The sequence below is a fragment of the Microbacterium sp. HA-8 genome (genome assembly GCF_046111165.1).
Classification (GTDB): Bacteria; Actinomycetota; Actinomycetes; order Actinomycetales; family Microbacteriaceae; genus Microbacterium.
Window position 1 is genome coordinate 1,832,975 of record NZ_CP162025.1, and the last position, 22,754, is coordinate 1,855,728.

General features: G+C 68.8%; 18 protein-coding genes. 12 read left to right on the top strand and 6 right to left on the bottom strand.

Annotated features, from left to right (window positions below; genetic code table 11):
* The first annotated feature begins 209 nt into the window (after positions 1 to 209).
* From coaE to AB2L57_RS08780, 12 genes are all read left to right on the top strand, one after another.
* Positions 210 to 845 (top strand): dephospho-CoA kinase, encoded by a 636-nt coding sequence (coaE, locus tag AB2L57_RS08725; protein WP_292813912.1) that lies wholly within the window; start codon positions 210 to 212, stop codon positions 843 to 845.
* Between the two features lie 9 nt (positions 846 to 854).
* The gene (gene uvrB, locus AB2L57_RS08730) at positions 855 to 2,933 is read left to right on the top strand and encodes an excinuclease ABC subunit UvrB (RefSeq protein ID WP_292813909.1); all 2,079 of its coding nucleotides are present in this window, start codon (positions 855 to 857) and stop codon (positions 2,931 to 2,933) included.
* A 97-nt stretch (positions 2,934 to 3,030) separates the two neighbouring features.
* On the top strand, positions 3,031 to 5,934 hold the full coding sequence (gene uvrA / locus AB2L57_RS08735; RefSeq protein WP_409048586.1) for an excinuclease ABC subunit UvrA: 2,904 nt from the start codon (positions 3,031 to 3,033) through the stop codon (positions 5,932 to 5,934).
* 1 nt (position 5,935) lies between these two features.
* Positions 5,936 to 7,915, top strand: a complete 1,980-nt coding sequence (gene uvrC / locus AB2L57_RS08740) for an excinuclease ABC subunit UvrC (RefSeq protein WP_409048587.1) — start codon at positions 5,936 to 5,938, stop codon at positions 7,913 to 7,915.
* Between the two features lie 35 nt (positions 7,916 to 7,950).
* Positions 7,951 to 8,826 carry an RNase adapter RapZ gene (gene rapZ / locus AB2L57_RS08745; RefSeq protein ID WP_292813354.1) on the top strand — a complete coding sequence of 292 codons (876 nt, stop codon included), beginning with the start codon at positions 7,951 to 7,953 and terminating at the stop codon, positions 8,824 to 8,826.
* Positions 8,827 to 8,869: 43 nt separating this feature from the next.
* Positions 8,870 to 9,850: a DNA-binding protein WhiA gene (whiA, locus tag AB2L57_RS08750; protein ID WP_292813357.1), complete on the top strand. Its 981-nt coding sequence runs from the start codon at positions 8,870 to 8,872 to the stop codon at positions 9,848 to 9,850.
* Positions 9,851 to 9,959: 109 nt separating this feature from the next.
* Positions 9,960 to 10,586 (top strand): superoxide dismutase, encoded by a 627-nt coding sequence (locus AB2L57_RS08755; protein WP_292813360.1) that lies wholly within the window; start codon positions 9,960 to 9,962, stop codon positions 10,584 to 10,586.
* A 125-nt stretch (positions 10,587 to 10,711) separates the two neighbouring features.
* Positions 10,712 to 11,722 (top strand): type I glyceraldehyde-3-phosphate dehydrogenase, encoded by a 1,011-nt coding sequence (gene gap / locus AB2L57_RS08760; RefSeq protein ID WP_292813362.1) that lies wholly within the window; start codon positions 10,712 to 10,714, stop codon positions 11,720 to 11,722.
* A gap of 8 nt (positions 11,723 to 11,730) precedes the next feature.
* The gene (locus AB2L57_RS08765; protein WP_292813364.1) at positions 11,731 to 12,948 is read left to right on the top strand and encodes a phosphoglycerate kinase; all 1,218 of its coding nucleotides are present in this window, start codon (positions 11,731 to 11,733) and stop codon (positions 12,946 to 12,948) included.
* Positions 12,936 to 13,727, top strand: a complete 792-nt coding sequence (tpiA, locus tag AB2L57_RS08770) for a triose-phosphate isomerase (RefSeq protein WP_409048588.1) — start codon at positions 12,936 to 12,938, stop codon at positions 13,725 to 13,727. The genes AB2L57_RS08765 and tpiA overlap by 13 nt, the downstream gene beginning before the upstream one ends.
* A gap of 62 nt (positions 13,728 to 13,789) precedes the next feature.
* The gene (gene secG, locus AB2L57_RS08775) at positions 13,790 to 14,038 is read left to right on the top strand and encodes a preprotein translocase subunit SecG (RefSeq protein WP_409048589.1); all 249 of its coding nucleotides are present in this window, start codon (positions 13,790 to 13,792) and stop codon (positions 14,036 to 14,038) included.
* 4 nt (positions 14,039 to 14,042) lie between these two features.
* Positions 14,043 to 14,396 (top strand): RNA polymerase-binding protein RbpA, encoded by a 354-nt coding sequence (locus tag AB2L57_RS08780; RefSeq protein WP_292813372.1) that lies wholly within the window; start codon positions 14,043 to 14,045, stop codon positions 14,394 to 14,396.
* A 43-nt stretch (positions 14,397 to 14,439) separates the two neighbouring features.
* On the opposite strand, the gene pgl is transcribed toward AB2L57_RS08780, so the two are convergent.
* The 6 genes from pgl to tkt are packed head-to-tail and all read right to left on the bottom strand — an operon-like array spanning position 14,440 to position 22,601.
* A complete protein-coding gene (gene pgl, locus AB2L57_RS08785; protein WP_292813375.1) occupies positions 14,440 to 15,231 on the bottom strand; it encodes a 6-phosphogluconolactonase in 792 nt (263 codons plus the stop codon).
* Entirely contained in the window at positions 15,221 to 16,171 is a 951-nt protein-coding gene (locus AB2L57_RS08790; protein WP_292813378.1) for a glucose-6-phosphate dehydrogenase assembly protein OpcA, read from the bottom strand. Before AB2L57_RS08790 ends, pgl begins: the two co-directional genes overlap by 11 nt.
* Positions 16,168 to 17,721 (bottom strand): glucose-6-phosphate dehydrogenase, encoded by a 1,554-nt coding sequence (zwf, locus tag AB2L57_RS08795; RefSeq protein WP_409048590.1) that lies wholly within the window; start codon positions 17,719 to 17,721, stop codon positions 16,168 to 16,170. Before zwf ends, AB2L57_RS08790 begins: the two co-directional genes overlap by 4 nt.
* 40 nt (positions 17,722 to 17,761) lie before the next feature.
* Positions 17,762 to 19,393, bottom strand: coding sequence for a glucose-6-phosphate isomerase (locus tag AB2L57_RS08800; protein ID WP_409048591.1), 1,632 nt, complete (start codon positions 19,391 to 19,393; stop codon positions 17,762 to 17,764).
* On the bottom strand, positions 19,390 to 20,508 hold the full coding sequence (tal, locus tag AB2L57_RS08805) for a transaldolase (RefSeq protein WP_409048592.1): 1,119 nt from the start codon (positions 20,506 to 20,508) through the stop codon (positions 19,390 to 19,392). The genes AB2L57_RS08800 and tal overlap by 4 nt, the downstream gene beginning before the upstream one ends.
* Entirely contained in the window at positions 20,505 to 22,601 is a 2,097-nt protein-coding gene (gene tkt / locus AB2L57_RS08810) for a transketolase (RefSeq protein ID WP_409048593.1), read from the bottom strand. Before tkt ends, tal begins: the two co-directional genes overlap by 4 nt.
* Positions 22,602 to 22,754: the final 153 nt, after the last annotated feature.

The following is a 22,754-nucleotide window of genomic DNA, read 5'->3' on the forward strand; positions in this document are numbered from 1 at the left end:
GTCCATCTGCGCTCCTTCCGCTGGGCGACGATGTCGGTGTCCGGTGGTGTCTCGGGATCCTCCTGGCCGGCTGACCGGTCGTTCGCATCCCGTATGAAGAAGCTATGGCGCGCCCCTCAGGCGATCCTCAAGCCCGGCTCAGCGTCGACTTCAGGTTTCGGGAGCACCCCTCGCCCGGTCCTCAGGACACGGCATGGCATGCTCGAGGCATGCCTCTGATCGCGCTCACCGGCGGCATCGCGTCGGGCAAATCGACCATCGCGCGGCGTCTCGCCGGTCACGGCGCCGTCATCGTCGACGCGGATGCGCTCGTGCGCGAGGTCCAGAGCCCGGGCTCGCCGGTGCTCGAGCGCCTCGCCGCAGAATTCGGTGACGACATCCTGGAGCGCGACGGCTCGCTCGCCCGCCCGCGACTCGGCGCGCGGGTGTTCGGGCGCCCTGACGCGCTCGCACGCCTGAACGCGATCGTCCATCCTGCCGTCCGCGCGCTCTCCGCGGCGAGATTCGCTGCGGCACTGGCCGCCGATCCCGACGCCGTCGTCGTGTACGACGTGCCCCTGCTGGTGGAGGCACGCGGGGACGACCCCTGGGATCTGGTGGTGGTGGCACACGCGCCGGCGGCCATCCGGGCGGGTCGTCTCGTGACCGAGCGCGGACTATCGCGTGCGGATGCCGACGCGCGCATCGCCTCGCAGGTCTCGGACGACACGCGGCTCGCCGTGGCGGACGTCGTCATCGACACCGCCGGTTCGCTCGCGCACACGGAGGCGCAGGCGGACGCCCTCTGGGAGCGCCTGCGCACGCCCAGCGCGAACACCGGGACCGATGTCGGGGGCCCGTCCTAGGCTCGGAGCATGCAGACCACCCGCAGCGTCCGGCCGTTCGAGGTCGTCAGCGAGTACCAGCCCTCGGGCGACCAGCCGCAGGCGATCGCCGCGCTGGCGCAGCGCATCAACGCCGGCGAGACCGACGTCGTGCTGCTCGGGGCGACGGGCACCGGAAAGTCCGCGACGACCGCGTGGCTCATCGAGCAGGTGCAGCGTCCGACGCTCGTGCTCGCCCATAACAAGACCCTCGCGGCGCAGCTGGCCAACGAGTTCCGCGAACTGATGCCGCACAACGCCGTCGAATACTTCGTCTCGTACTACGACTACTACCAGCCCGAGGCCTACGTGCCGCAGACGGACACCTTCATCGAGAAGGACAGCTCGATCAACGCCGAGGTCGAGCGCCTGCGTCATTCGACGACCAATTCGCTGCTGTCCCGTCGCGATGTCGTCGTGGTGTCCACTGTCTCGTGCATCTACGGGCTGGGTGCGCCCGAGGAGTACCTGCGCGCGATGGTTGCCTTGCAGACGGGCGAGCGTTACGACCGCGACGCACTCATCCGCAAGTTCATCTCCATGCAGTACAACCGCAACGACGTCGACTTCTCGCGCGGCAACTTCCGTGTGCGCGGCGACACGATCGAGATCATCCCCGTCTACGAGGAGTATGCGATCCGCATCGAGCTCTTCGGCGACGAGATCGAGGCGCTCTACCGGCTGCATCCCCTCACCGGCGACGTGCTCGAGCGACTCGACTCCGTGCCGATCTTCCCGGCATCCCACTACGTCGCCGGCACCGACGTCATGCAGCGCGCCATCGGCACGATCGAGGTCGAGCTCGAAGAGAGGCTGAAACAGCTCGAGGGACAGGGCAAGCTGCTCGAAGCGCAGCGACTGCGCATGCGCACGACGTTCGACCTCGAGATGATGCAGCAGCTGGGATTCTGCTCCGGCATCGAGAACTACTCGCGACACATCGACGCGCGTGCCCCCGGCGAGGCGCCCCACTGCCTGCTCGACTTCTTCCCCGACGACTTCCTCATCGTCATCGACGAGTCCCACGTCACGGTGCCGCAGATCGGTGCGATGTACGAGGGCGACGCGTCGCGCAAGCGCACGCTCGTCGACCACGGGTTCCGGCTTCCGAGCGCGATGGACAACCGTCCGCTGCGCTGGGACGAGTTCAAACAGCGCGTCGGACAGACGGTCTACCTCTCGGCCACCCCCGGTCGGTACGAGATGGGCATCGCCGACGGCGTGGTCGAGCAGATCATCCGCCCGACGGGGCTCATCGACCCGCAGATCGTCGTCAAGTCCGCCAAGGGCCAGATCGATGATCTGCTGGAGCAGATCCGTGTGCGCGTCGGGCGCGACGAGCGCGTGCTCGTGACGACGCTCACCAAGAAGATGGCGGAGGAGCTCACCGACTTTCTCGGGGAGCACGGCGTGCGCGTGCGCTACCTGCACTCCGACGTCGACACGCTGCGCCGTGTCGAATTGCTCACCGAGCTGCGGGCGGGCGTCTACGACGTGCTGGTCGGCATCAACCTCCTGCGCGAGGGACTCGACCTGCCCGAGGTGTCTCTCGTGGCGATCCTCGATGCCGACAAGGAGGGGTTCCTGCGCAGCGGCACCTCCCTCATCCAGACGATCGGCCGCGCGGCGCGAAACGTCTCGGGCGAGGTGCACATGTACGCCGAGACGATGACGGATTCGATGCGCAAGGCCATCGACGAGACCAATCGCCGCCGAGACAAGCAGATCGCCTACAACCTCGAGCACGGCATCGATCCGCAGCCCCTGCGCAAGCGCATCGCCGACATCACCGAGGTGCTCGCGCGCGAGGGCGCCGACACCGCGGCCATGCTGTCGAAGCGGGATGCCGGCGGCAGAGCCGGCAAGGGCAAATCGCCCACGCCGCGGCTGCGGCGCGAGGGGATCGCCGCGGAGGGCGCGGGCCAGCTCGAGGCGACGATCGCGGATCTGAGCGACCAGATGCTCGCGGCTGCCGCCGAGCTCAAATTCGAGCTCGCGGCGCGCCTGCGCGACGAGGTCCAGGACATGAAGAAGGAGCTGCGGGCCATGGAGCGCGCCGGGCACGCGTGAGGTCAGGACCGCGCCGCGTCACGCGGTCGGCGGGGCTCCGGCATCCGCTCGCGGCGAACCTCGAGCCGATGTCGGAGGCCGCTCCTACACTTGACGAGTGCCTATCGTCCCCGTCGCCACCCCCGCCAAGCTCAGTGTTCGCGGTGCCCGCGTGCACAACCTGCAGAACGTCGACCTCGACATCCCGCGCGATGCGCTCGTCGTCTTCACGGGCCTCTCGGGATCGGGCAAGTCGAGTCTCGCCTTCGACACGATCTTCGCGGAGGGTCAGCGCCGGTATGTCGAGTCCCTGAGCGCGTACGCGCGGCAGTTCCTCGGCCAGGTCGACCGCCCCGACGTCGACTTCATCGAGGGTCTCAGCCCCGCGGTCTCGATCGACCAGAAGTCCACCAACCGCAACCCGCGGTCCACGGTGGGCACCATCACCGAGATCTACGACTACATGCGCCTGCTGTGGGCGCGCATCGGAGTGCCGCACTGTCCCGAGTGCGGAGAGGTCATCCAGCGTCAGACGGTGCAGCAGATCGCCGATCAGCTGATGGAGCTGCCCGAGCGCACGCGATATCAGATCGTCGCGCCCGTGGTGTCGCAGAAGAAGGGCGAGTTCGTCGACCTCTTCCGGGAGCTCGGGGCCAAGGGCTACGCCCGCGCCATCGTCGACGGCGAGCTGATCCAGCTTGCCGAGCCGCCGACGCTGAAGAAGAGCTACAAGCACGACATCGCCGTGGTCGTCGATCGCCTGGTCGCGAGCCCCGACATCCTCGGCCGCGTCACCGACTCCGTCGAGACGGCGCTCGGGCTGGCGGGCGGCATCCTGCAGATCAATTTCGTCGACGAAGAGGGCGACGACGCGTGGCAGGACTTCTCCGAGAAGCTCGCCTGCCCCAACGGACACCCCCTGCAGCTCACCGAGATCGAGCCGCGAACCTTCTCGTTCAACGCTCCCTTCGGCGCCTGCCCGACCTGCTCGGGCCTGGGCACCCGCATGGCGGTGGATGTCGAGCTGCTGCTCGGCGATGACGAGCTGTCGATCCGCGAGGGCGTCATCGTCCCGTGGACCACGCAGGGCAAGGGGCTGTTCCAGTACTACGAGAGGTTGCTCGAAGGGCTCTCGCGAGACCTCGACTTCTCCCTCGACACCCCGTGGCGCGAGCTTCCCTCCGACGTGCGGGAGGCGGTGCTGCGTGGTGAGAACTACAAGGTCACGGTCAAATGGAAGAACCGATACGGGCGCGAAATGCGCTATGCGTCGGGGTTCGAGGGTGTCGTGCCGTACATCGAGCGCCAGTGGCTGCAGGCCGAGACCGACACGCAGCGGGTTCGCTGGGCCGAGTTCCTGCGCGAGGTGCCCTGCCCCGTGTGCGACGGCGACCGGCTCAAGCCCGAGGTCCTCTCCGTGCTCGTCCACGGCCACTCCATCGCCGAGGCGTCGCGCCTGAGCCTCGGTCAGGCGCGCGACTACTTCGCGCAGCTGACCCTCACCGATCGCGAGGCCGCGATCGCCGCCCAGGTCCTGCGTGAGATCCGCGTACGCCTCGACTTCCTCATCCAGGTGGGGCTCAACTATCTCAGCCTCAGTCGCGCCGCGGCATCCCTGTCGGGCGGCGAGGCGCAGCGCATCCGGCTCGCGACGCAGATCGGCTCGGGGTTGACCGGGGTGCTCTACGTGCTCGACGAGCCCTCGATCGGGCTGCACCAGCGAGACAACCGACGGCTCATCCAGACCCTCGTCGCGCTGCGCGATCTCGGCAACACGCTGATCGTCGTCGAGCACGACGAGGAGACGATCGAGTCCGCCGACTGGGTGGTCGACATCGGCCCGCGCGCCGGCGTCAACGGCGGCACCGTCGTGCACTCCGGGCCGTACGCTGCGTTGCTTTCGGATGAGGACTCGCTCACGGGAGACTACCTGGCCGGCCGGCGCGGGATCCCGACTCCCGCGACACGGCGCAAGGTCGACAAGTCGCGACGGATCACCGTCGTCGGCGCCCGCGAGAACAACCTCCAGAACGTGACGGTGGACTTCCCGCTCGGGCTGCTGACCGCCGTCACCGGCGTCAGCGGGTCGGGCAAATCGTCGCTCGTGAACGGCATCCTCTACGAGGTGCTCGCCTCCCGCCTCAACGGTGCGCGGCGGGTTCCCGGCAAGCACACCCGTGTCACGGGTCTCGACAACCTCGACAAGGTGGTGCACGTCGATCAGAACCCGATCGGCCGCACACCGCGCTCCAATCCCGCGACGTACACGGGGGTCTTCGACCGGATTCGCACTCTGTTCAGCGAGACGCCCGAGGCCAAGGTGCGCGGATACCAGCCCGGTCGTTTCAGCTTCAACGTCAAGGGCGGTCGATGCGAGGCGTGCTCGGGCGATGGCACCATCAAGATCGAGATGAACTTCCTGCCCGACGTCTACGTCGATTGCGAGGTCTGCCACGGCAAGCGTTACAACCGCGACACCCTGGCCGTGCACTACAAGGGCAAGAACATTGCCGAGGTCCTCGAGATGCCGATCGAGGAGGCGGCGGTCTTCTTCGAGCCGATCCAGGCGATCCACCGTTTCCTCAAGACGCTCGTCGACGTCGGGCTGGGGTATGTGCGGCTGGGGCAGTCCGCCACGACGCTCTCGGGCGGCGAGGCCCAGCGTGTCAAGCTCGCCACCGAACTCCAGCGCCGCAGCAACGGCCGCAGCGTCTATGTCCTCGACGAGCCGACGACGGGTCTGCACTTCGAAGACGTCCGGCGCCTGCTCGACGTGCTGGGCGAGCTCGTCGAGAAGGGCAATACGGTCATCGTCATCGAGCACAACCTCGACGTCATCAAATCCGCGGACTGGATCATCGACATGGGCCCCGAGGGCGGCTCCGGCGGAGGCCAGGTCGTCGCGACGGGCACACCCGAGCAGGTCGCGCGCGCCGAGGGCAGCCACACGGGGGAGTTTCTCGCCGAGGTGCTCCGACTGCACGAGCAGCGTCGCTCCATCGAGCGGCGCAAGGCGGGCTGAGGTGGCCGCCGCGCGGGCGACGCGTCCGCAGCTGTCCTATCGCCCCAAGCCCGGCGAGATTCCGACCAATCCCGGCGTCTACCGCTTCCGCGATGCCGGCGGGCGGGTGCTCTACGTCGGCAAGGCCAAAAACCTGCGCGCGCGCTTGAGCAACTACTTCGCGCCCCTGCACACACTGCACGAGCGCACGCGGCGCATGGTCACGACGGCAGCGTCGGTCGAGTGGACGGTCGTCGGCAGCGATGTCGAGGCGCTGCAGTTGGAATACATGTGGATCAAGGAGTTCGATCCGCCGTTCAATGTCCGGTATCGCGACGACAAGTCCTACCCGTTCATGGCGATCACCCTCGCCGATGAGGCGCCGCGGGTGATCGTCACCCGCAATCGCCGCATCCCGGGTGCGAAGTACTTCGGCCCATACCCCAAGGTGTGGGCCGTGCACGACACGATCGACCAGATGATCAAGGTGTTCCCGATCCGCACGTGCAGCGACGCCAGCTACAAGAAGGCGATGCAGACGGGGCGGCCGTGCTTTCCGGGGCAGATCGGCAAGTGCGGCGGCCCATGCTCGATGAAGGTCGGCATCGACGAGCACCGTGCGATCGTCGACGACTTCGTGGCCTTCATGGCCGGCGGCGACAAGAGATTCACGACGATGCTCACGGCGCGGATGCGCGAGGCGTCGGCGGCGATGGACTACGAGTCGGCGGCCTCCTACCGAGACAAGCTGGGAGCGATCGACGCCGTGCTCTCGCGGTCCGCGCTCGTACTGGGCGAGGATGTCGACGCCGATCTGTTCGGTGTCGCCGAAGACGAGCTCGCCGCCACGGTCCAGCACTTCACCGTGCGCGGCGGGCGCGTCCGCGGCGTCCGGGCCTCCACCATCGAGAAGGAGCTCGACATCGAGGGCGGCGACCTCATCGACCAGGTGCTCCAGCGGGCGTACGGGGACGCAGCGGCCGCCGACATCCCCCGCCGCGTGCTCGTGCCGACGTTGCCCCCCGACGCTCAGGAGCTCGAGCAGTGGCTGCGGGAGAAGCGCGACGGCCGGCCCGTCACGATCCAGGTCGCCCAGCGCGGGCGCAAGGCCGAACTGCTCAAGACCGCGACCCTCAACGCGCAGCAGGCTCTCATGCTGCATAAGACCCGCCGCACGAGCGACTACGTCGCGCGCACGCAGGCGCTGACCGATCTGCAGGAGGCGCTCGGGCTCGCCGAGGCCCCGCTTCGGATCGAGTGCTTCGACGTGTCGCACCTGGGCGGCACCAACGTCGTCGCGTCGATGGTGGTGTTCGAGGACGGCCTGCCGCGCAAAGATCAGTACCGATCGTTCTCGATCGCCGAGACGACCGACGACACCGACTCCATCCACCAGGTGCTCACCCGCCGGCTCGCCCACCTCGACCGACCCGAGGAGAACGAGCCCGAGGACCCTTCGACGCCGCGGCGCAGGCCGCGCTTCGCGTATCCGCCGCAGCTGCTCCTGGTAGACGGCGGGCGACCCCAGGTCGAGGCCGCCGCGCGAGCCCTCGCCGACGCAGGCCACGAGGAGATCGCCCTCTGCGGCATCGCCAAGCGCCTCGAGGAGGTCTGGCTGCCCGGAGAGGAGTATCCGGTGATCCTCCCGCGCACGAGCGAGGCGCTCTATCTGCTGCAGCGGTTGCGCGATGAGGCCCATCGCTTCGCGATCACCCATCAGCGCAAACGGCGCGGGCGCGACATCCAGAGCGTGCTCGCCGAGGTGCCGGGGCTGGGGGCCGAGCGCATCCGTGTGCTGCTGCGCCACTTCGGATCCGTCGCCGCCCTGCGCCGCGCCAGCGCCGTCGAGATCACCGAGGTCAAGGGCATCGGTCCCAAACTCGCGCAGAACATCCACGCGCGGCTCGTGGCAGGTGAGGTCGCATCCGCCGTAGCGCCGGGGGAGGGGGATGCTGCCCCGGCCGATGCCGAACGGTCCCGTGCCGTCGAGTCAGTAGGGTAGACGCGAACATCGGACCGCAACCGGATGGGGCGAGGGTGGAAACGGACGGCGGCGCGGGCGAGGTCCTGATCGTCACGGGGATGTCGGGCGCCGGGCGCTCGACGGTGGCGAACGCGCTCGAAGACCTCGACTGGTACGTCGTCGACAACCTGCCGCCTCAGATGCTGCGCCCGCTGCTCGACCTGTCGGGGATGGTCGGCGGCGCGCTGCCGCGGGTCGCCGCCGTCGTCGACGTCCGCGGGCGCGGTCTCTTCGAGCGATTGCCCGAGGCGATGGGCGCGCTGCGCGAGGGGCGCAAGGTGCGGGTGGTCTTCCTCGACGCCTCCGACGAGGTGCTCGTGCGCCGGTTCGAGGCGGTCCGGCGTCCACACCCGCTGCAGGGTGATGGCACGATCCTCGACGGCATCGCGGTCGAGCGCCGGCGACTGGCCCCGATCCGCGAGAGCGCCGACCTCATCATCGATACGAGCTCGTTCAACATCCATCAGCTCGCCACCACCGTCGGCGAGCTCTTCTCCGAAGAGGGATCGGCCCGTCACACCGTCACGATCCTGAGCTTCGGGTTCAAGTACGGTCTGCCGCCCGACGCCGATCTGGTCGCCGATATGCGCTTTCTGCCGAATCCGTTCTGGGAATCGGATCTGCGCCAGCTCACCGGTCAGGACCCGCAGGTGCGCGACTACGTGCTGGCGCAGGCCGGGGCGAGCGAGTTCCTCGATGCGTATGCGGCATCGCTCTCGCCCGTTCTCGCCGGCTACCAGCGCGAGAACAAGAGGCACTCGACCGTCGCGATCGGCTGCACGGGAGGAAAGCACCGCTCCGTCGCCATGGCCGGCCAGCTCGCCGAGCGCCTGCGGGAGATCCCGGGTATCGCCGTCCGCGTGAAGCATCGAGATCTGGGTCGCGAGTAAGCTAGGGAGGTTCCCCACCCGTCTTCCCGATCCGAGGAGAGCCGTGCCACTCACCGCCGACGTCAAGGCCGAGCTCATGTCGATCCGCGACGCGCGACCCTCGTCCCGCGTCGCCGAGGTCACCGCCCTGCTGCGATTCTCCGGCGGTCTGCACTCGATCGCCGGGCGCATGGCGATCGAAGCCGAACTGGACTCCGAGGCGCTTGCGCGTCGCGCGGCGCGCGACATCATCGAGATCTACGGCGTGCGTCCCGAGCTCGGACACGTCCAGGCCTCCTCGTCGCGTCAGGAGGGGCACTTCGTCGTGCGCGTGCGCGAAGGCGGCGAGACGCTCGCCCGCCAGACGGGCCTTCTCGATCAGCGGCGCCGGCCCGTGCGGGGCCTGCCGAACAAGCTCACGACGGGTTCGCGAGACGATCTCGCGGCCGTCTGGCGCGGAGCATTCCTCGCCGGTGGCACCCTGACCGACCCGGGACGCTCCGCGGCGCTCGAGGTGACCTGCCCCTCGTCGGAGGCCGCCATGGCGCTCGTGGGAGCCGCACATCGCCTCGGGGTGGCGGCGAAGGCCCGAGAGGTGCGCGGCGTGCACCGCGTGGTCGTCCGCGATGGCGAGGCGATCCGCGCCGTCCTTCACCTCATGGGCGCGCAACGCGCGGCGGGGGAGTGGGAGCAGCTGCGCCAGCGCCGGGAGGTGCGCGCCGGGGTCAACCGCCTGGTCAACTTCGACGATGCCAACCTGCGCCGATCCGCGCAGGCCGCCGTCGCCGCCTGCGCCCGCGTCGAGAGGGCACTCGAGATCCTCGGTCCCGGCATCCCCGATCATCTCCGCGAGGCCGGCGAACTGCGCCTGGCGCACCGCGAGGCGAGCCTCGACGAGCTCGGTCATCACGCCGACCCGCCGCTGACGAAGGATGCCGTCGCGGGCCGCATCCGCCGCCTCCTGGCCATGGCCGACAAACGCGCCGAAGAAGAGGGCCTGCCGGGTACCGACGCGGGCATCCCCGCCGACATAGACGCCGGCTGATCCGGCCGCGCAGGGAAGTCAAGGGCCCGTCCGCCGCGTTACCCGTCACTAGGATGAAAACGTCATCCTCGCCGTGCGAAGGCGCGGCACCGACAGGAAGAAAGCGAATATGGCGACCTACACACTGCCCGATCTGCCCTACGACTACGCGGCACTCGAGCCGCACATCAGCGCGACGATCATGCAGCTGCACCACGACAAGCACCACCAGGCGTACGTCACCGGCGCGAACACGGCGCTGGAGCAGCTGGCCGAGGCCCGCGACAAGGGGGACTTCGCCAACATCAACAAGCTGGAGAAGGACCTCGCCTTCAACCTGGGCGGCCACACCAACCACTCCATTTTCTGGACCAACCTCTCGCCCGAGGGCGGCGACAAGCCGACCGGTGAGCTCGAGTCGGCCATCACCGACAACTTCGGCTCGTTCGACAAGTTCACGGCCCACTTCAGTGCGGCCGCGCTGGGTGTGCAGGGTTCCGGCTGGGCCGGCCTGTTCTGGGACTCCATCGGCCAGAACCTGATCATCCAGCAGTTCTTCGACCAGCAGGCGCAGTTCGCCGCCGGCACCGTCCCGCTGCTGCTGCTCGATGTCTGGGAGCACGCGTACTACCTCGACTACAAGAACGTCCGGGCGGACTACGTCAAGGCGTTCTGGAACATCGCGAACTGGGCGGACGTGCAGTCGCGCTTCGAGATCGCCCGTGAGAAGACGACGGGTCTGCTGGTAGGGTCTTGACGAGGTGAGGATGCCTCGGGGCCCTCGCTTCGGTGAGGGCTCCGGCATCCTCTTCTCCATGAAATAGCGCGGCGTCCCCGCGCGATGAATACCGCGCTACGGCGCGAAGAGAATCGGGAGACATCGTGTCTGTCAAGATCGGCATCAACGGCTTCGGCCGCATCGGACGCAACTACCTCCGCGCGGCGCTCGCGCAGGGCGCGGACCTCGAGATCGTGGCGGTGAACGACCTCACCGACAACAAGACCCTCGCCCACCTGCTCACCTACGACTCCGTGGGTGGCCCGCTCTCGGTCGACGTCACCTACGACGAGGACTCGATCACCGTCGACGGCCACACCATCAAGGTCTTCGCGGAGCGTGACCCCGCCAACCTCCCCTGGGGCGAACTGGGCGTCGACATCGTCATCGAGTCGACCGGTCGCTTCACCAAGGCCGAGGACGCCAAGAAGCACATCGCGGGCGGCGCAAAGAAGGTGCTCGTCTCCGCTCCGGCCACCGGCGACGACGCGACCATCGTGATGGGCGTGAACGAAGAGACCTACGACCCCGCGTCGGACGTCATCATCTCGAACGCCTCGTGCACGACCAACTGCCTCGCCCCCCTCGCGAAGGTCTTCAACGACGCCTTCGGCATCGAGCGCGGCTTCATGATGACGGCGCACGCGTACACCGCCGACCAGAACCTGCAGGACGGCCCGCACAGCGACCTGCGTCGTGCCCGCGGCGCCGCGATCAACATCGTCCCCGCCTCGACCGGCGCGGCCAAGGCCATCGGCCGCGTCCTGCCCGAGCTCAACGGCAAGCTCAGCGGATCGTCGTACCGTGTGCCGGTCCCCACCGGCTCGATCGTCGACCTCACGATCGTGACGCCCACCGAGGGCCTCACCGTCGAGCAGATCAACGCCGTGTACAAGACCGCTGCGGCCGAGGGTCGCCTCGCGGGCATCCTCGAGTACACCGAGGACCCCATCGTCTCGAGCGACATCCAGCTCAACCCGCACTCGTCGATCTTCGACGCGGAGCTGACCAACGTCAGCGGCAACCTCGTCAAGGTGTCGAGCTGGTACGACAACGAGTGGGGCTACTCCAACCGCCTCGTCGACCTGACCGAGTACGTCGCCGAGCGCCTGTAAACCGCGTCATGGCTCTGCGCACCCTCGAATCCCTGGGTTCGCTCGCAGGCAAGCGCGTCATCGTCCGTTGTGACCTGAACGTCCCGTTGAAGGACGGCGTCATCACGGACGATGGCCGCGTGCGCGCGTCGCTCCCCACGCTCAACGCCCTCATCCAGCAGGGCGCGCGTCTTGTGGTCTGCTCCCACCTCGGGCGGCCCGACGGCGCACCCGACCCGGCCTACAGTCTCGCCCCCGTCGCGCAGCGCCTGTCCGAGCTGCTCGGCAAGCCCGTGGCGTTCGCGCGGGACACGGTCGGCGAGTCCGCCCACGAGGCGGTCGCCGCGCTCGAGAACGGCGACGTCGCGGTGATCGAGAATCTCCGCTTCAGCCCGGGCGAGACCTCGAAGGACGACGCCGTGCGCACCGCCTTCGCCGGTGAGCTCGCGCAGCTCGGCGACGCACTGGTTTCGGACGGCTTCGGTGTTGTGCACCGCAAGCAGGCGAGCGTCTTCGACCTGGCGCAGATCTTGCCCTCGTCGGCCGGTCTGCTGATCGCCGCCGAGCTCCAGGTGCTCGACCGCCTGACCGAGACACCCGAGCGTCCCTACACGGTCGTCCTCGGCGGCTCCAAGGTCAGCGACAAACTCGGCGTCATCTCGCACCTGCTTCCGCGGGTCGACCGCCTGCTCGTCGGCGGCGGCATGATGTTCACCTTCCTTGCGGCACAGGGCCACAGGGTGGGCGCAAGCCTGCTCGAGGTCGACCAGCTCGACGTGGTGCGCGGCTACATCGAGGCGGCGAAGGAGCGCGGCGTGGAGCTCGTGCTCCCCACCGACGCGGTCGTGGCCTCGCGGTTCGCCGCCGATGCCGAGCACGTGATCGCGCCGGCGGACGCTCTCGAAGACACCGCCTTCGGTGCCTCCGGCCTCGGGCTCGACATCGGGCCGCAGACGGCCGCGGCGTTCGCCGAGGCGATCCGCGGCAGCCGTACGGTGTTCTGGAACGGCCCGATGGGCGTGTTCGAGATGCCGGCGTTCGCCGCAGGCACCAAGGCGGTCGCGCAGGCGCTCACCGACGTCGACGGGCTCTCCGTCGTCGGCGGCGGCGACTCGGCGGCCGCGGTACGACAGCTCGGCTTCTCGGACGATCGATTCGGCCACATCTCGACGGGTGGAGGCGCAAGCCTCGAATTCCTCGAGGGCAAGAAGCTCCCCGGACTGGAGGTCCTCGGATGGCAGCAGTGACCAGAACACCGCTCATCGCCGGCAACTGGAAGATGAACCTCGATCACCAGCAGGCGATCGCGCTCGTCCAGAAGCTCGACTGGGCGCTCAAGGACGCCAAGCATGAAAACGGCTCCGTCGAGGTGGCGCTCTTCCCGCCCTTCACCGATCTGCGCAGCGTGCAGACGCTCATCGCGGCAGACAAGATCTCGTTCGCGCTCGGAGCCCAGGACCTCTCGGTCCACGACTCCGGCGCATACACGGGTGAGATCTCGGGGCAGTTCCTCGCGAAGCTCGACTGCCGATACGTCATCATCGGCCATTCCGAGCGTCGTCAGTACCACGACGAGACGGATGCTGTCGTGGCCGCCAAGACGAAGGCTGCGCTGCGTCACGGGCTCGTCCCCGTGATCTGCGTCGGCGAGACGGCCGAGGACCTCGAGAAGCACGGCGCGAGCGCCGTTCCCGTCGCGCAGCTCGAGGCGGCGCTCGAGGGTGTGGCGCCGGGCGCCGACATCGTCGTGGCGTACGAGCCCGTCTGGGCTATCGGCTCGGGCCAGGCGGCGACGCCCGAGCAGGCGCAGCAGGTGTGTGCCCCGCTCCGTGCCGTCGTCGCCGACAAGCTCGGCGCCGATGCGGCTGCGGCCACGCGAGTGCTCTACGGCGGATCGGTCGGTGCGTCCAACATCGCCGGTTTCATGCGCGAGCCCGACGTCGACGGAGCGCTCGTCGGTGGGGCGAGCCTGAAGGTCGACGACTTCGCCGCGATCATCCGCTTCCAGAAGCACATCGGAGTCTAGGCCCCCGCCTATACTGGAGGACTGTGCGCCCGAGGCCCGGGCGCTGTGAAAGGCATCTCACTGTGCAGATCATCGAATTCGTGCTGCAGGTGATCCTCGGGATCACGAGTCTGCTGCTGACCCTGCTGATCCTTCTGCACAAGGGACGCGGCGGAGGGCTCTCCGACATGTTCGGCGGCGGAATGACCTCGTCGCTGGGTTCTTCGGGTCTGGCAGAGCGCAACCTCAACCGGTTCACCATCGTCCTCGCACTGACGTGGTTCTCCTCCATCGTGGCCCTCGGGCTCATCACCAAATTCCAGGGACTGTAAGAACATGGCGACAGGCGGCAACGCGATCCGCGGCACCCGAGTCGGTGCCGGACCGATGGGCGAACAGGACCACGGGTACCACGCAGAGCGTGTCGCCGTGTCGTACTGGGATGCGCTGGGCAACGAGACGGTGCGATACTTCGCGGCGGGAATCCCCGAGGAGGAGATCCCCGACACGATTGACAGCCCGCACTCCGGTCTCCCCGCGGGGCGCGACAAGGAGAACCCGCCGGCCCTCGCCAAGACCGAGCCGTACAAGACCCACCTGGCATACGTGAAGGAACGACGTACCGACGAAGAGGCGGCGCAGCTCCTCGATGACGCCCTGCGTCAGCTCCGCGAGCGTCGCGGCCAGTAACCGACCACCGCGAACAAAACGGAAAGACCCCGGCTGACCTCGGTCAGTCGGGGTCGATCAGTTCTTCGGGAACCTCGGCGGCAGCATCCACGTCGACGAAGAACAGGGTGCTTCGGCGACCTTTGGCGCCGGCCGCGGGAACGCTGAGATAGCTCGCGCCAGCGAGTGCCAGACCCAGCGCGGACGCCTTCTCGGCGCCGGTGAGCACCATCCACACCCGCTGCGACGCATTGATCACGGGACGGGTCAGTGTCACTCGCGTGGGCGGAGGCTTGGGGGAGTCGTGGACGGCCACCGCGGCCTCGTCGACGACGCGGATCTCGGGGCGATCCGGAAAGAGGGATGCGATGTGTGCGTCGGGGCCGACCCCGAGCAGGCAGATGTCGAAGCTTGGCCACGGCACGGTCGCGCCGGATTCGTCCTCGGAAGGGAAGCGTGCCAGTTCGGAACCGTAGGCGGCCGCCGCTTCTTCGACGCTCATTCCGCCGTCGGTCGAGGCGACGGCGTGCACGTTCTCGGGGGGCACCGGGATGTGGTCGAGAAGCGCCGCTCGCGCCTGACCGTCGTTGCGTTCCGCGTCGGCGGCGGGTACGTAGCGCTCATCGCTCCACCAGAAGTGGACACGCGACCAGTCGATGGCGGGCGTGCGCGGGTCGGCGGTGACGGCTTCGAGCACGCCGATGCCGGCTCCGCCGCCCGTGAGCGAGATGTGCACCTCACCCTCGGAGCTGAGGCGTGCGATCTTGTCGACGAGGCGGCGCGAGACGACGGCGACGACAGCGGCTCGGTCGGCGCTGACGACGACGCGACGGTCGGTTGTCCACTCAGGCGACATTCGGCTCCTGGCTGTGCGGCGGGTTCAGAAGAGCCCACCCATCGGTGATGACTCGACCATACAGGAGGTCGGGATCCAGGCGACGCAGCTCCTCCGCGAGGCACTCGCGCAGGGTGCGACGCGGAAGGACAAGGTCGTGCTTGGGCTGCCCGGGCTGGGTGAGACACGCCACGCCGGCGTCGGGGCGCTCGAGCAGGATGTCTCCGGACGCGCGCGTGAGGCGCACGGACTTTATGCCCTCGGACCATTCCGCGGGCGGCATGTACTGCCAGCGGACATCGACGTCGAGCTTGAGCCGCAGCCAGGCGGCCAGCAGCGCCGTGGACGGAGAGGAGCTCGCACCCCTCACCTCGACCGCGGTCACCTCGTCGAACGGCGGCTGATCGAGGACGGCCGCCAGCTGCTCGCGCCAGTGCGTCAGCCGCGTCCATGCGAGGTCGGTGTCGCCGGGCGAGTACACCTGGCCGAGGCGACGCAGACGATCCGTCGTGTAGGGCTTGGTCGAGGCGTCCGTGATGCGGCGCTGCGCGATGCGTCCCAGCGGTGAGTCGGCGGGAACGGCGGGAGGCTCGTCGGGCCACCACACCACCACGGGCGCGTCGGGCAGGAGAAGGCCCGTGACCAGAGCCTCCTCGTTCGACGCGGCGTCGCCGAAGGCGCGCAGGATGACGACCTCACTCGCGCCGGCATCGCCGCCGACGCGGATCTGAGCATCCAGGCGGGGGTCGCCCGCGGGGTCGGTCATCACGACGATGACCCGCATGGGATGCTCTCGCGAGGCGTCGTTGGCCGCCTCGATCGCGTCCTCCTCGAGACCGTGACGTGTGGCGATGACGAGCGTCAGCACGCGGCCGAGGGCGACGGCGCCGCCCTCCTCGCGCGTCGATACGAGCGAGCGGGCGATCTTGCTGACGGTGGTGTCGGGAAGATCGATGATCACGGGCGCCTCCAGACACGGCCGTCGCGGGCGAGAAGGGCATCGGCGGATGCCGGGCCCCAAGATCCGGGGCTGTACTGCTCGAGCGGTCCGCCCTGCTGGGCCCAGTACTCCTCGACCGGGTCGAGGATCCGCCAGGAGAGCTCGACCTCTTCATGCCGGGGGAACAGCGGGGGCTCGCCCAGGAGGACATCGAGGATCAGGCGTTCGTACGCCTCGGGACTGGCTTCGGTGAAGGCATGGCCGTAACCGAAGTCCATCGTCACATCGCGCACCTGAGTGCCGGCGCCCGGCACCTTGGACCCGAAGCGGATCGTCACGCCCTCGTCGGGCTGGATGCGGATCACCAGGGCGTTCTGCCCCAGTTCCGGAGTCTGACCGCGGTCGAACAGGTGCTGCGGCGCGCGCTTGAACACGACGGCGACCTCGGTGACACGGCGCCCCAGCCGCTTGCCCGTGCGCAGGTAGAAGGGAACACCGGCCCAGCGGCGGGTGGCGATCTCGAGCTTGATGGCGGCGAACGTCTCCGTGGTGGACTGCGGATTCATGCCGTCTTCGTCGAGGAATCCGTGGACCTTCTCGCCGCCCTGCCACCCGCCCGCGTACTGGCCGCGAGCCGTGGCGGTGGAGAGGTCGTCGGGCAGCTCGACCGCTGCGAGCACCTTCTCCTTCTCGGCGCGCAGATCCTTGGCATCGAGCGAGATCGGCTCCTCCATCGCGGTGAGCGCGAGAAGCTGGAGAAGGTGGTTCTGGATGACGTCGCGCGCCGCGCCGATGCCGTCGTAGTAGCCGGCGCGTCCGCCCACGCCGATGTCTTCGGCCATCGTGATCTGCACGTGGTCGACGTAGTTGCGATTCCAGATCGGTTCGTACAGCTCGTTCGCGAAGCGCAGCGCGAGGATGTTCTGCACCGTCTCCTTGCCGAGGTAGTGATCGATGCGGAAGATCGAGTCGGCGGGGAAGGCGACTTCGAGGGCCTCATTCAGCGCACGCGCGGAGGCGAGATCGTGGCCGAAGGGCTTCTCGATGACCACGCGGCGCCACGCGTCGTCACCGTTCGAGTCCTCGCCGACGAGTCCGGAGTCGCGCAGCTGCTTGGCGACGACGGGGAAGTCCTTGGGTGGGATCGAGAGGTAGTACGCGTGGTTGCCCATCGTGCCGCGTTCGACGTCGAGCTTCTCGACCGTCTCGCGCAGGCGCCGGAAGGAATCCGGGTTGTCGAACTCGCCCTGCACGAAGCGGATGCCCTGCAGGAGCTGTCGCCAGGTCTCCTCACGGAAAGGCGTGCGGGCGTGCTGCTTGACGGCGTCGTACACGACCGCGGCGAAGTCCTGGTCTTCCCAGTCTCGCCGGGCGAAACCCACCAGCGCGAACCCGGGCGGAAGCAGACCACGGTTGGCGAGGTCGTAGACCGCTGGCATCAGCTTCTTGCGAGACAAATCGCCGGTCACGCCGAAGATCACGAGGGCACTGGGACCCGCGATGCGGTTGAGGCGTCGGTCGTCCGGATCGCGCAGCGGGTTGTGCCCGCGCGCTATGTCGATGGGGGGCATGAAAGGGTGTTCTCGGTCCTTGCGTGGGGCGGCGTGCGCGCTACTGCGCGGCTTCGAAGAGTGCGAGCACCTCGATCGCCGGGTCGGTGAGGGTCAGGGTGACGACGGGTCGTCCGTGCTCGGCGAGGACCGAGGCATCTCCTGCGGCCTGAGCTTCGATGAGCTGGCCGAAGGTGAACGGCAGACCGGGGATCTCGAGATCGACGTCGGTGCGCTCCGCGATCTGCAGGAACACGCCGGTCTCGGGTCCGCCCTTGTGGTACTGCCCGGTGGAGTGCAGGAATCGCGGGCCCCAGCCGAATGTCGCGGGGCGACCGGCGTCGGCGGCGACGAGCTCGCGCAGACCCATGAGCTGCGGGATCTGGAGACGATCGACATAGGCCTGCACGGAGACGTACCCGTCTTTCCCGAGGCGGTCCCAGAGGGCGTCGAGGACGCCGGAGATCGTTCCGGATACGGCCAGCGTCGGATCCGACACCCGAACCTCGACACCCTCGACCGTGAACGCGGGCGCGGAAGGGGCGGGGCGCTTCTCCAGCAGACCGCGCGTGGCGATCTTGGCGGATTCGACGTCGGGCTGATCGAACGGGTTGATGCCGAGCAGGCGGCCGGCGATGGCGGTGGCGTACTCCCACACGACCATCTGCGCCCCGAGGGACCCGCTGACCAGCACCTCGCCCGGGTGGCGCTCGAGCATACGGAAATGCTCGGCATCGCCGACGAGGCGCACGATCTGCAGGTCGTGCAGGTCGGCATCGAACTCGGGCGAGACGGGGAGCAGGACGACGGGCAGGATGCCGGTGCCCTCCTTGCCCGTCGATTCGGCGATGAGCTGCTCGATCCAGTCCGGCAGGCCCTCGATGTGCGTGCCGTCGGCGACGAGGCCGACCTTGTCTCGGCGGGTTCCGCCGGGCCCCTCACTCGCGGCGATCGCCGCCGCGAGGGTCAGAGCCGGGTTGTCGGGGCTGTCGACGGCCACTTCGAGCAGGGTCGCGTCGGCCTCGTCGAGCAGCTCGCCGATGTCGGCACCGGCGAGGCCGGCCGGCACGAGCCCGAACGCGGTGAGGGCGGAGTATCGGCCGCCGACCGTCGGGTCGGCGTTGAAGACGCGGTAGCCGGCCTCGCGGGCGGCATGATCGAGCGGGGAGCCGGGGTCGGTGACCACGACGATCCGCTCCGCGGGGTCGATGCCGAGATCGCGGAACGCCGCCTCGAACGCACGCTTGGCCGAGTCGGTCTCGACCGTCGACCCGGACTTGGACGAGACGATCAGGGCGGTGCGCTCCAGCCCGCCGGTCTCGCTGTCGCCATCCAGGGCCGCGAGCACCTGACCGGGCGCCGTCGAGTCGAGGATCACCAGGGGCACACCGGCGGTCTGCGTGATGACCTCGGGAGCGAGGGATGAGCCGCCCATGCCTGCGAGGACGAAGCGATCCACGCCGCGGCCGGCGAAGTCGGCGCGCAGCGCCACGATCTCGGCGACGAGCGGCCGCGAGACGGAGACGGCGTCGACCCAGCCGAGCCGCTTGGCCGCTTCTTCTTCGGCAGCGGCGCCCCAGAGCGTCGGGTCCGCGGCGGTGATGCCGGATGCGACGAGATCCGCCACGAGCTGCGGCACGACCTTCTCGGCAGCGACCTTCGGCGCTCCCGAGACGTGGATCTCGAAGCTCATCGCGTCGACTCCGGCGCCTTCTCGAGAGCGGCCGTCACCGTGTCCTGCAGTTCGCGCCACGAGACCACGAACTTCTCCACGCCCTCGTCCTCGAGCACCTGGGTCACGTCGTCGAAGTCCACGCCCACGGCGGCCAGGGCCTCGAAGACGCCGTGGGCGTCCGCGTAGGCACCGGTGACGGTGTCGCCGGTGATCTCGGCGTGGTCGAAGGTCGCCTCGAGCGTCTTCTCGGGCATCGTGTTGACGGTGCCGGGCGCGACGAGCTCGGTGACGTACAGGGTGTCGGGCAGGGCGGGATCCTTGACGCCGGTGGAGGCCCAGAGCGGGCGCTGCACGTTGCCGCCCGCGGCGAGCAGGCCCTTGGCGCGGGCGGACGCGAACTGCTGCTCGTAGAGCTCGTAGGCCAGGCGGGCGTTGGCGATGCCGGCTTTGCCCTTGAGCGCGGCGGCCTCGTCCGAGTCGATCTGCGCGAGGCGCTTGTCGACCTCGGTGTCCACGCGCGAGACGAAGAACGATGCGACCGATTCGATGCCCGAGATGTCGATGCCCGCGGCCTTGGCGGTCTCGAGACCGGTCAGGTAGGCATCGATGACGGCCGCGTAGCGCTCGAGGCTGAAGATCAGCGTCACATTGACGCTGATACCCGCGCCGATCACCTCGGCGATCGCCGGCAGGCCCGCCTTGGTCGCGGGGATCTTGATCAGCGCGTTGGGGCGGTCGACGGCGGCGGCGAGCTTCTTCGCCTCGGCGACGGTCGCCTCGGTGTCGTGGGCCAGGTCGGGCGAGACCTCGATCGAGACCCGGCCGTCGACGCCGTTCGTGGCGTCGAAGACGGGGCGGAAGACGTCGGAAGCGGCACGGACATCGTCGGTGGTGAGCTCGAAGATCGCCTCGTCCGTGCTCGCCCCGCGCTCGGCGAGCCGGGCGACCTGGGCCTCGTAGGACTCTCCCTTCGAGAGCGCCGCGGCGAAGATCGTCGGGTTGGTGGTCACACCCGTGACGTTGCGCGTCGCGATGAGGTCGGCGAGATTGCCGGTGAGGATGCGGTCGCGGGAGAGGTCGTCGAGCCAGATGCTGACGCCCTCCGCGGCCAGACGTGCGGTGGGGGTGCTCATGCGTTCTCCTTGATGGTGGCAAGGGCCGCCTCGACGACGGCTTCGTGGGTCAGGCCGAACTTGCTGTACAGCGTCTTGTAGTCGGCGGAGGCGCCGAAGTGCTCGATCGAGACGGAGCGCCCCTTGTCGCCGACGATGTCACGCCAGCTGAGCGCGATGCCGGCCTCGACCGAGACACGCGCGCCGACACTCGGGGGCAGGACGGCGTCGCGGTAGGCGGCATCCTGCTCGGCGAACCATTCGAGGGAGGGCGCCGAGACGACGCGCGCGTTCACGCCCTGCGCCGCGAGCGTCTCACGCGCGGCCACGGCGATCTGCACTTCGGAGCCCGTCGCGATCAGGATGACATCCGGTGCGCCGTTCGGCGCCTCGGCGAGCACGTAGGCGCCCTTCGCGACGCCGGCGGTCGAGGCGAACGTGTCGCCGGAGGCGTCACCCTCGCCGCGCTCGAACACGGGGATGTTCTGGCGGGTCAGGGCGATGCCCACGGGGCCGCCCTGGCGGCGCAGGATCTCGAGCCACGCCGCAGCGGTCTCGTTGGCGTCCGCGGGACGCACGAGCGTGAAGTTCGGGATCGCGCGGAGCGTGGCGATCTGCTCGATCGGCTGATGGGTCGGCCCGTCTTCGCCGAGTGCGATCGAGTCATGCGTCCACACGAAGATGCTGCGGATGTCCATCAGCGCCGCCAAGCGCACCGCGGGGCGCATGTAGTCGCTGAAGATCAGGAAGGTGCCGCCGAACGCGCGGGTCGGACCGTGCAGGACGATGCCGTTGAGGATCGCGCCCATGGCGTGCTCGCGGATGCCGAAGTGCAGCACACGCCCGAAGGGGTTGCCGCTCCACTCGTGCGTCGACCACTCGGCGGGGATGAACGAGGGGGCGTCGTTGATGGTGGTGAGGTTGGACTCGGCGAGGTCGGCCGACCCGCCCCACAGCTCCGGAAGCTGAGCGGCCAGAGCATTGATGACCTTGCCCGATGCGGCGCGGGTGGAGACGTCCTTGCCCGACTCGAAGATCGGCAGTGCGTCGGCGATGCCCTGGGGCAGCTCACCCGCCAGCACACGATCGAGCAGCGCCTTGCGCTCGGGGTTCGCGGCCGCCCAGGCGTCGAAGTCCTTCTGCCAGGCCGCCTTCTCGGCCTCCCCGCGCTCGAGGAGCGAGCGGGTGTGCGCGATGACGTCGTCGGCGACCGCGAAGGTCTGCTCGGGGTCGAAGCCGAGCACCGACTTCGTCGCGGCGAGCTCGTCGGCGCCCAGCGCGGAGCCGTGGATCTTGCCGGTGTTCTGCTTGCCGGGCGAGGGCCAGCCGATGACCGTCTTCAGCACGATGATCGACGGCTTGTCGGTCTCGCCCTTCGCGGCCTCGATGGCGGTGTACAGCTCGGACACGTCCTCGACGTACTCGCCGCTCTTCTTCCAGTCCACGGTCTGGACGTGCCACCCGTACGACTCGTAGCGCCCCGCGACGTCCTCGGTGAAGGCGACGTTCGTGTCGTCCTCGATCGAGATCTGGTTGGCGTCGTAGATGACGACGAGGTTGCCGAGCTTCTGGTGGCCGGCGAGCGACGAGGCCTCGGAGGTGACGCCCTCCTGCAGGTCTCCGTCGGAGGCGATGACGTAGACGAAGTGATCGAACGGCGAGGTGCCGGGTGCGGCATCCGGGTCGAACAGGCCACGCTCGAAGCGCGACGCGTAGGCGAAGCCGACCGAGGAGGCCAGCCCCTGTCCGAGAGGACCGGTGGTGATCTCGACGCCCTTGGTGTGGCGGTACTCCGGGTGCCCGGGCGTGAGGGAGCCCCACGTGCGCAGCGCCTTCAGATCGTCGAGCTCGAGGCCGAAGCCACCCAGGTAGAGCTGGATGTACTGCGTCAGCGAGGAGTGGCCCGCCGAGAGGATGAAGCGGTCGCGACCCAGCCAGCCCGTGTCGGCCGGATCGTGACGCATCACCTTCTGGTACAGCAGGTAGGCCGCCGGCGCCAGGCTCATCGCAGTGCCGGGGTGGCCGTTGCCGACCTTCTCCACCGCATCTGCAGCCAGCACGCGGACAGTGTCCACGGCGCGCTCATCGATCTCATCCCAACGCAGCTCCGTCACCGGACCGCCCTTCGTGTTGTGGGGGAGCGCCCCGCCCGTCTCGCGATCGCACGCCGCATCCGCGGCGGGCTTCGTGGGAGTGGGCGCGAGGGCGCGCGTGTTCCTTCAGCATAGCGAAGCGGCATGCCGTGACGCAGATGCGGCGACGCTGTG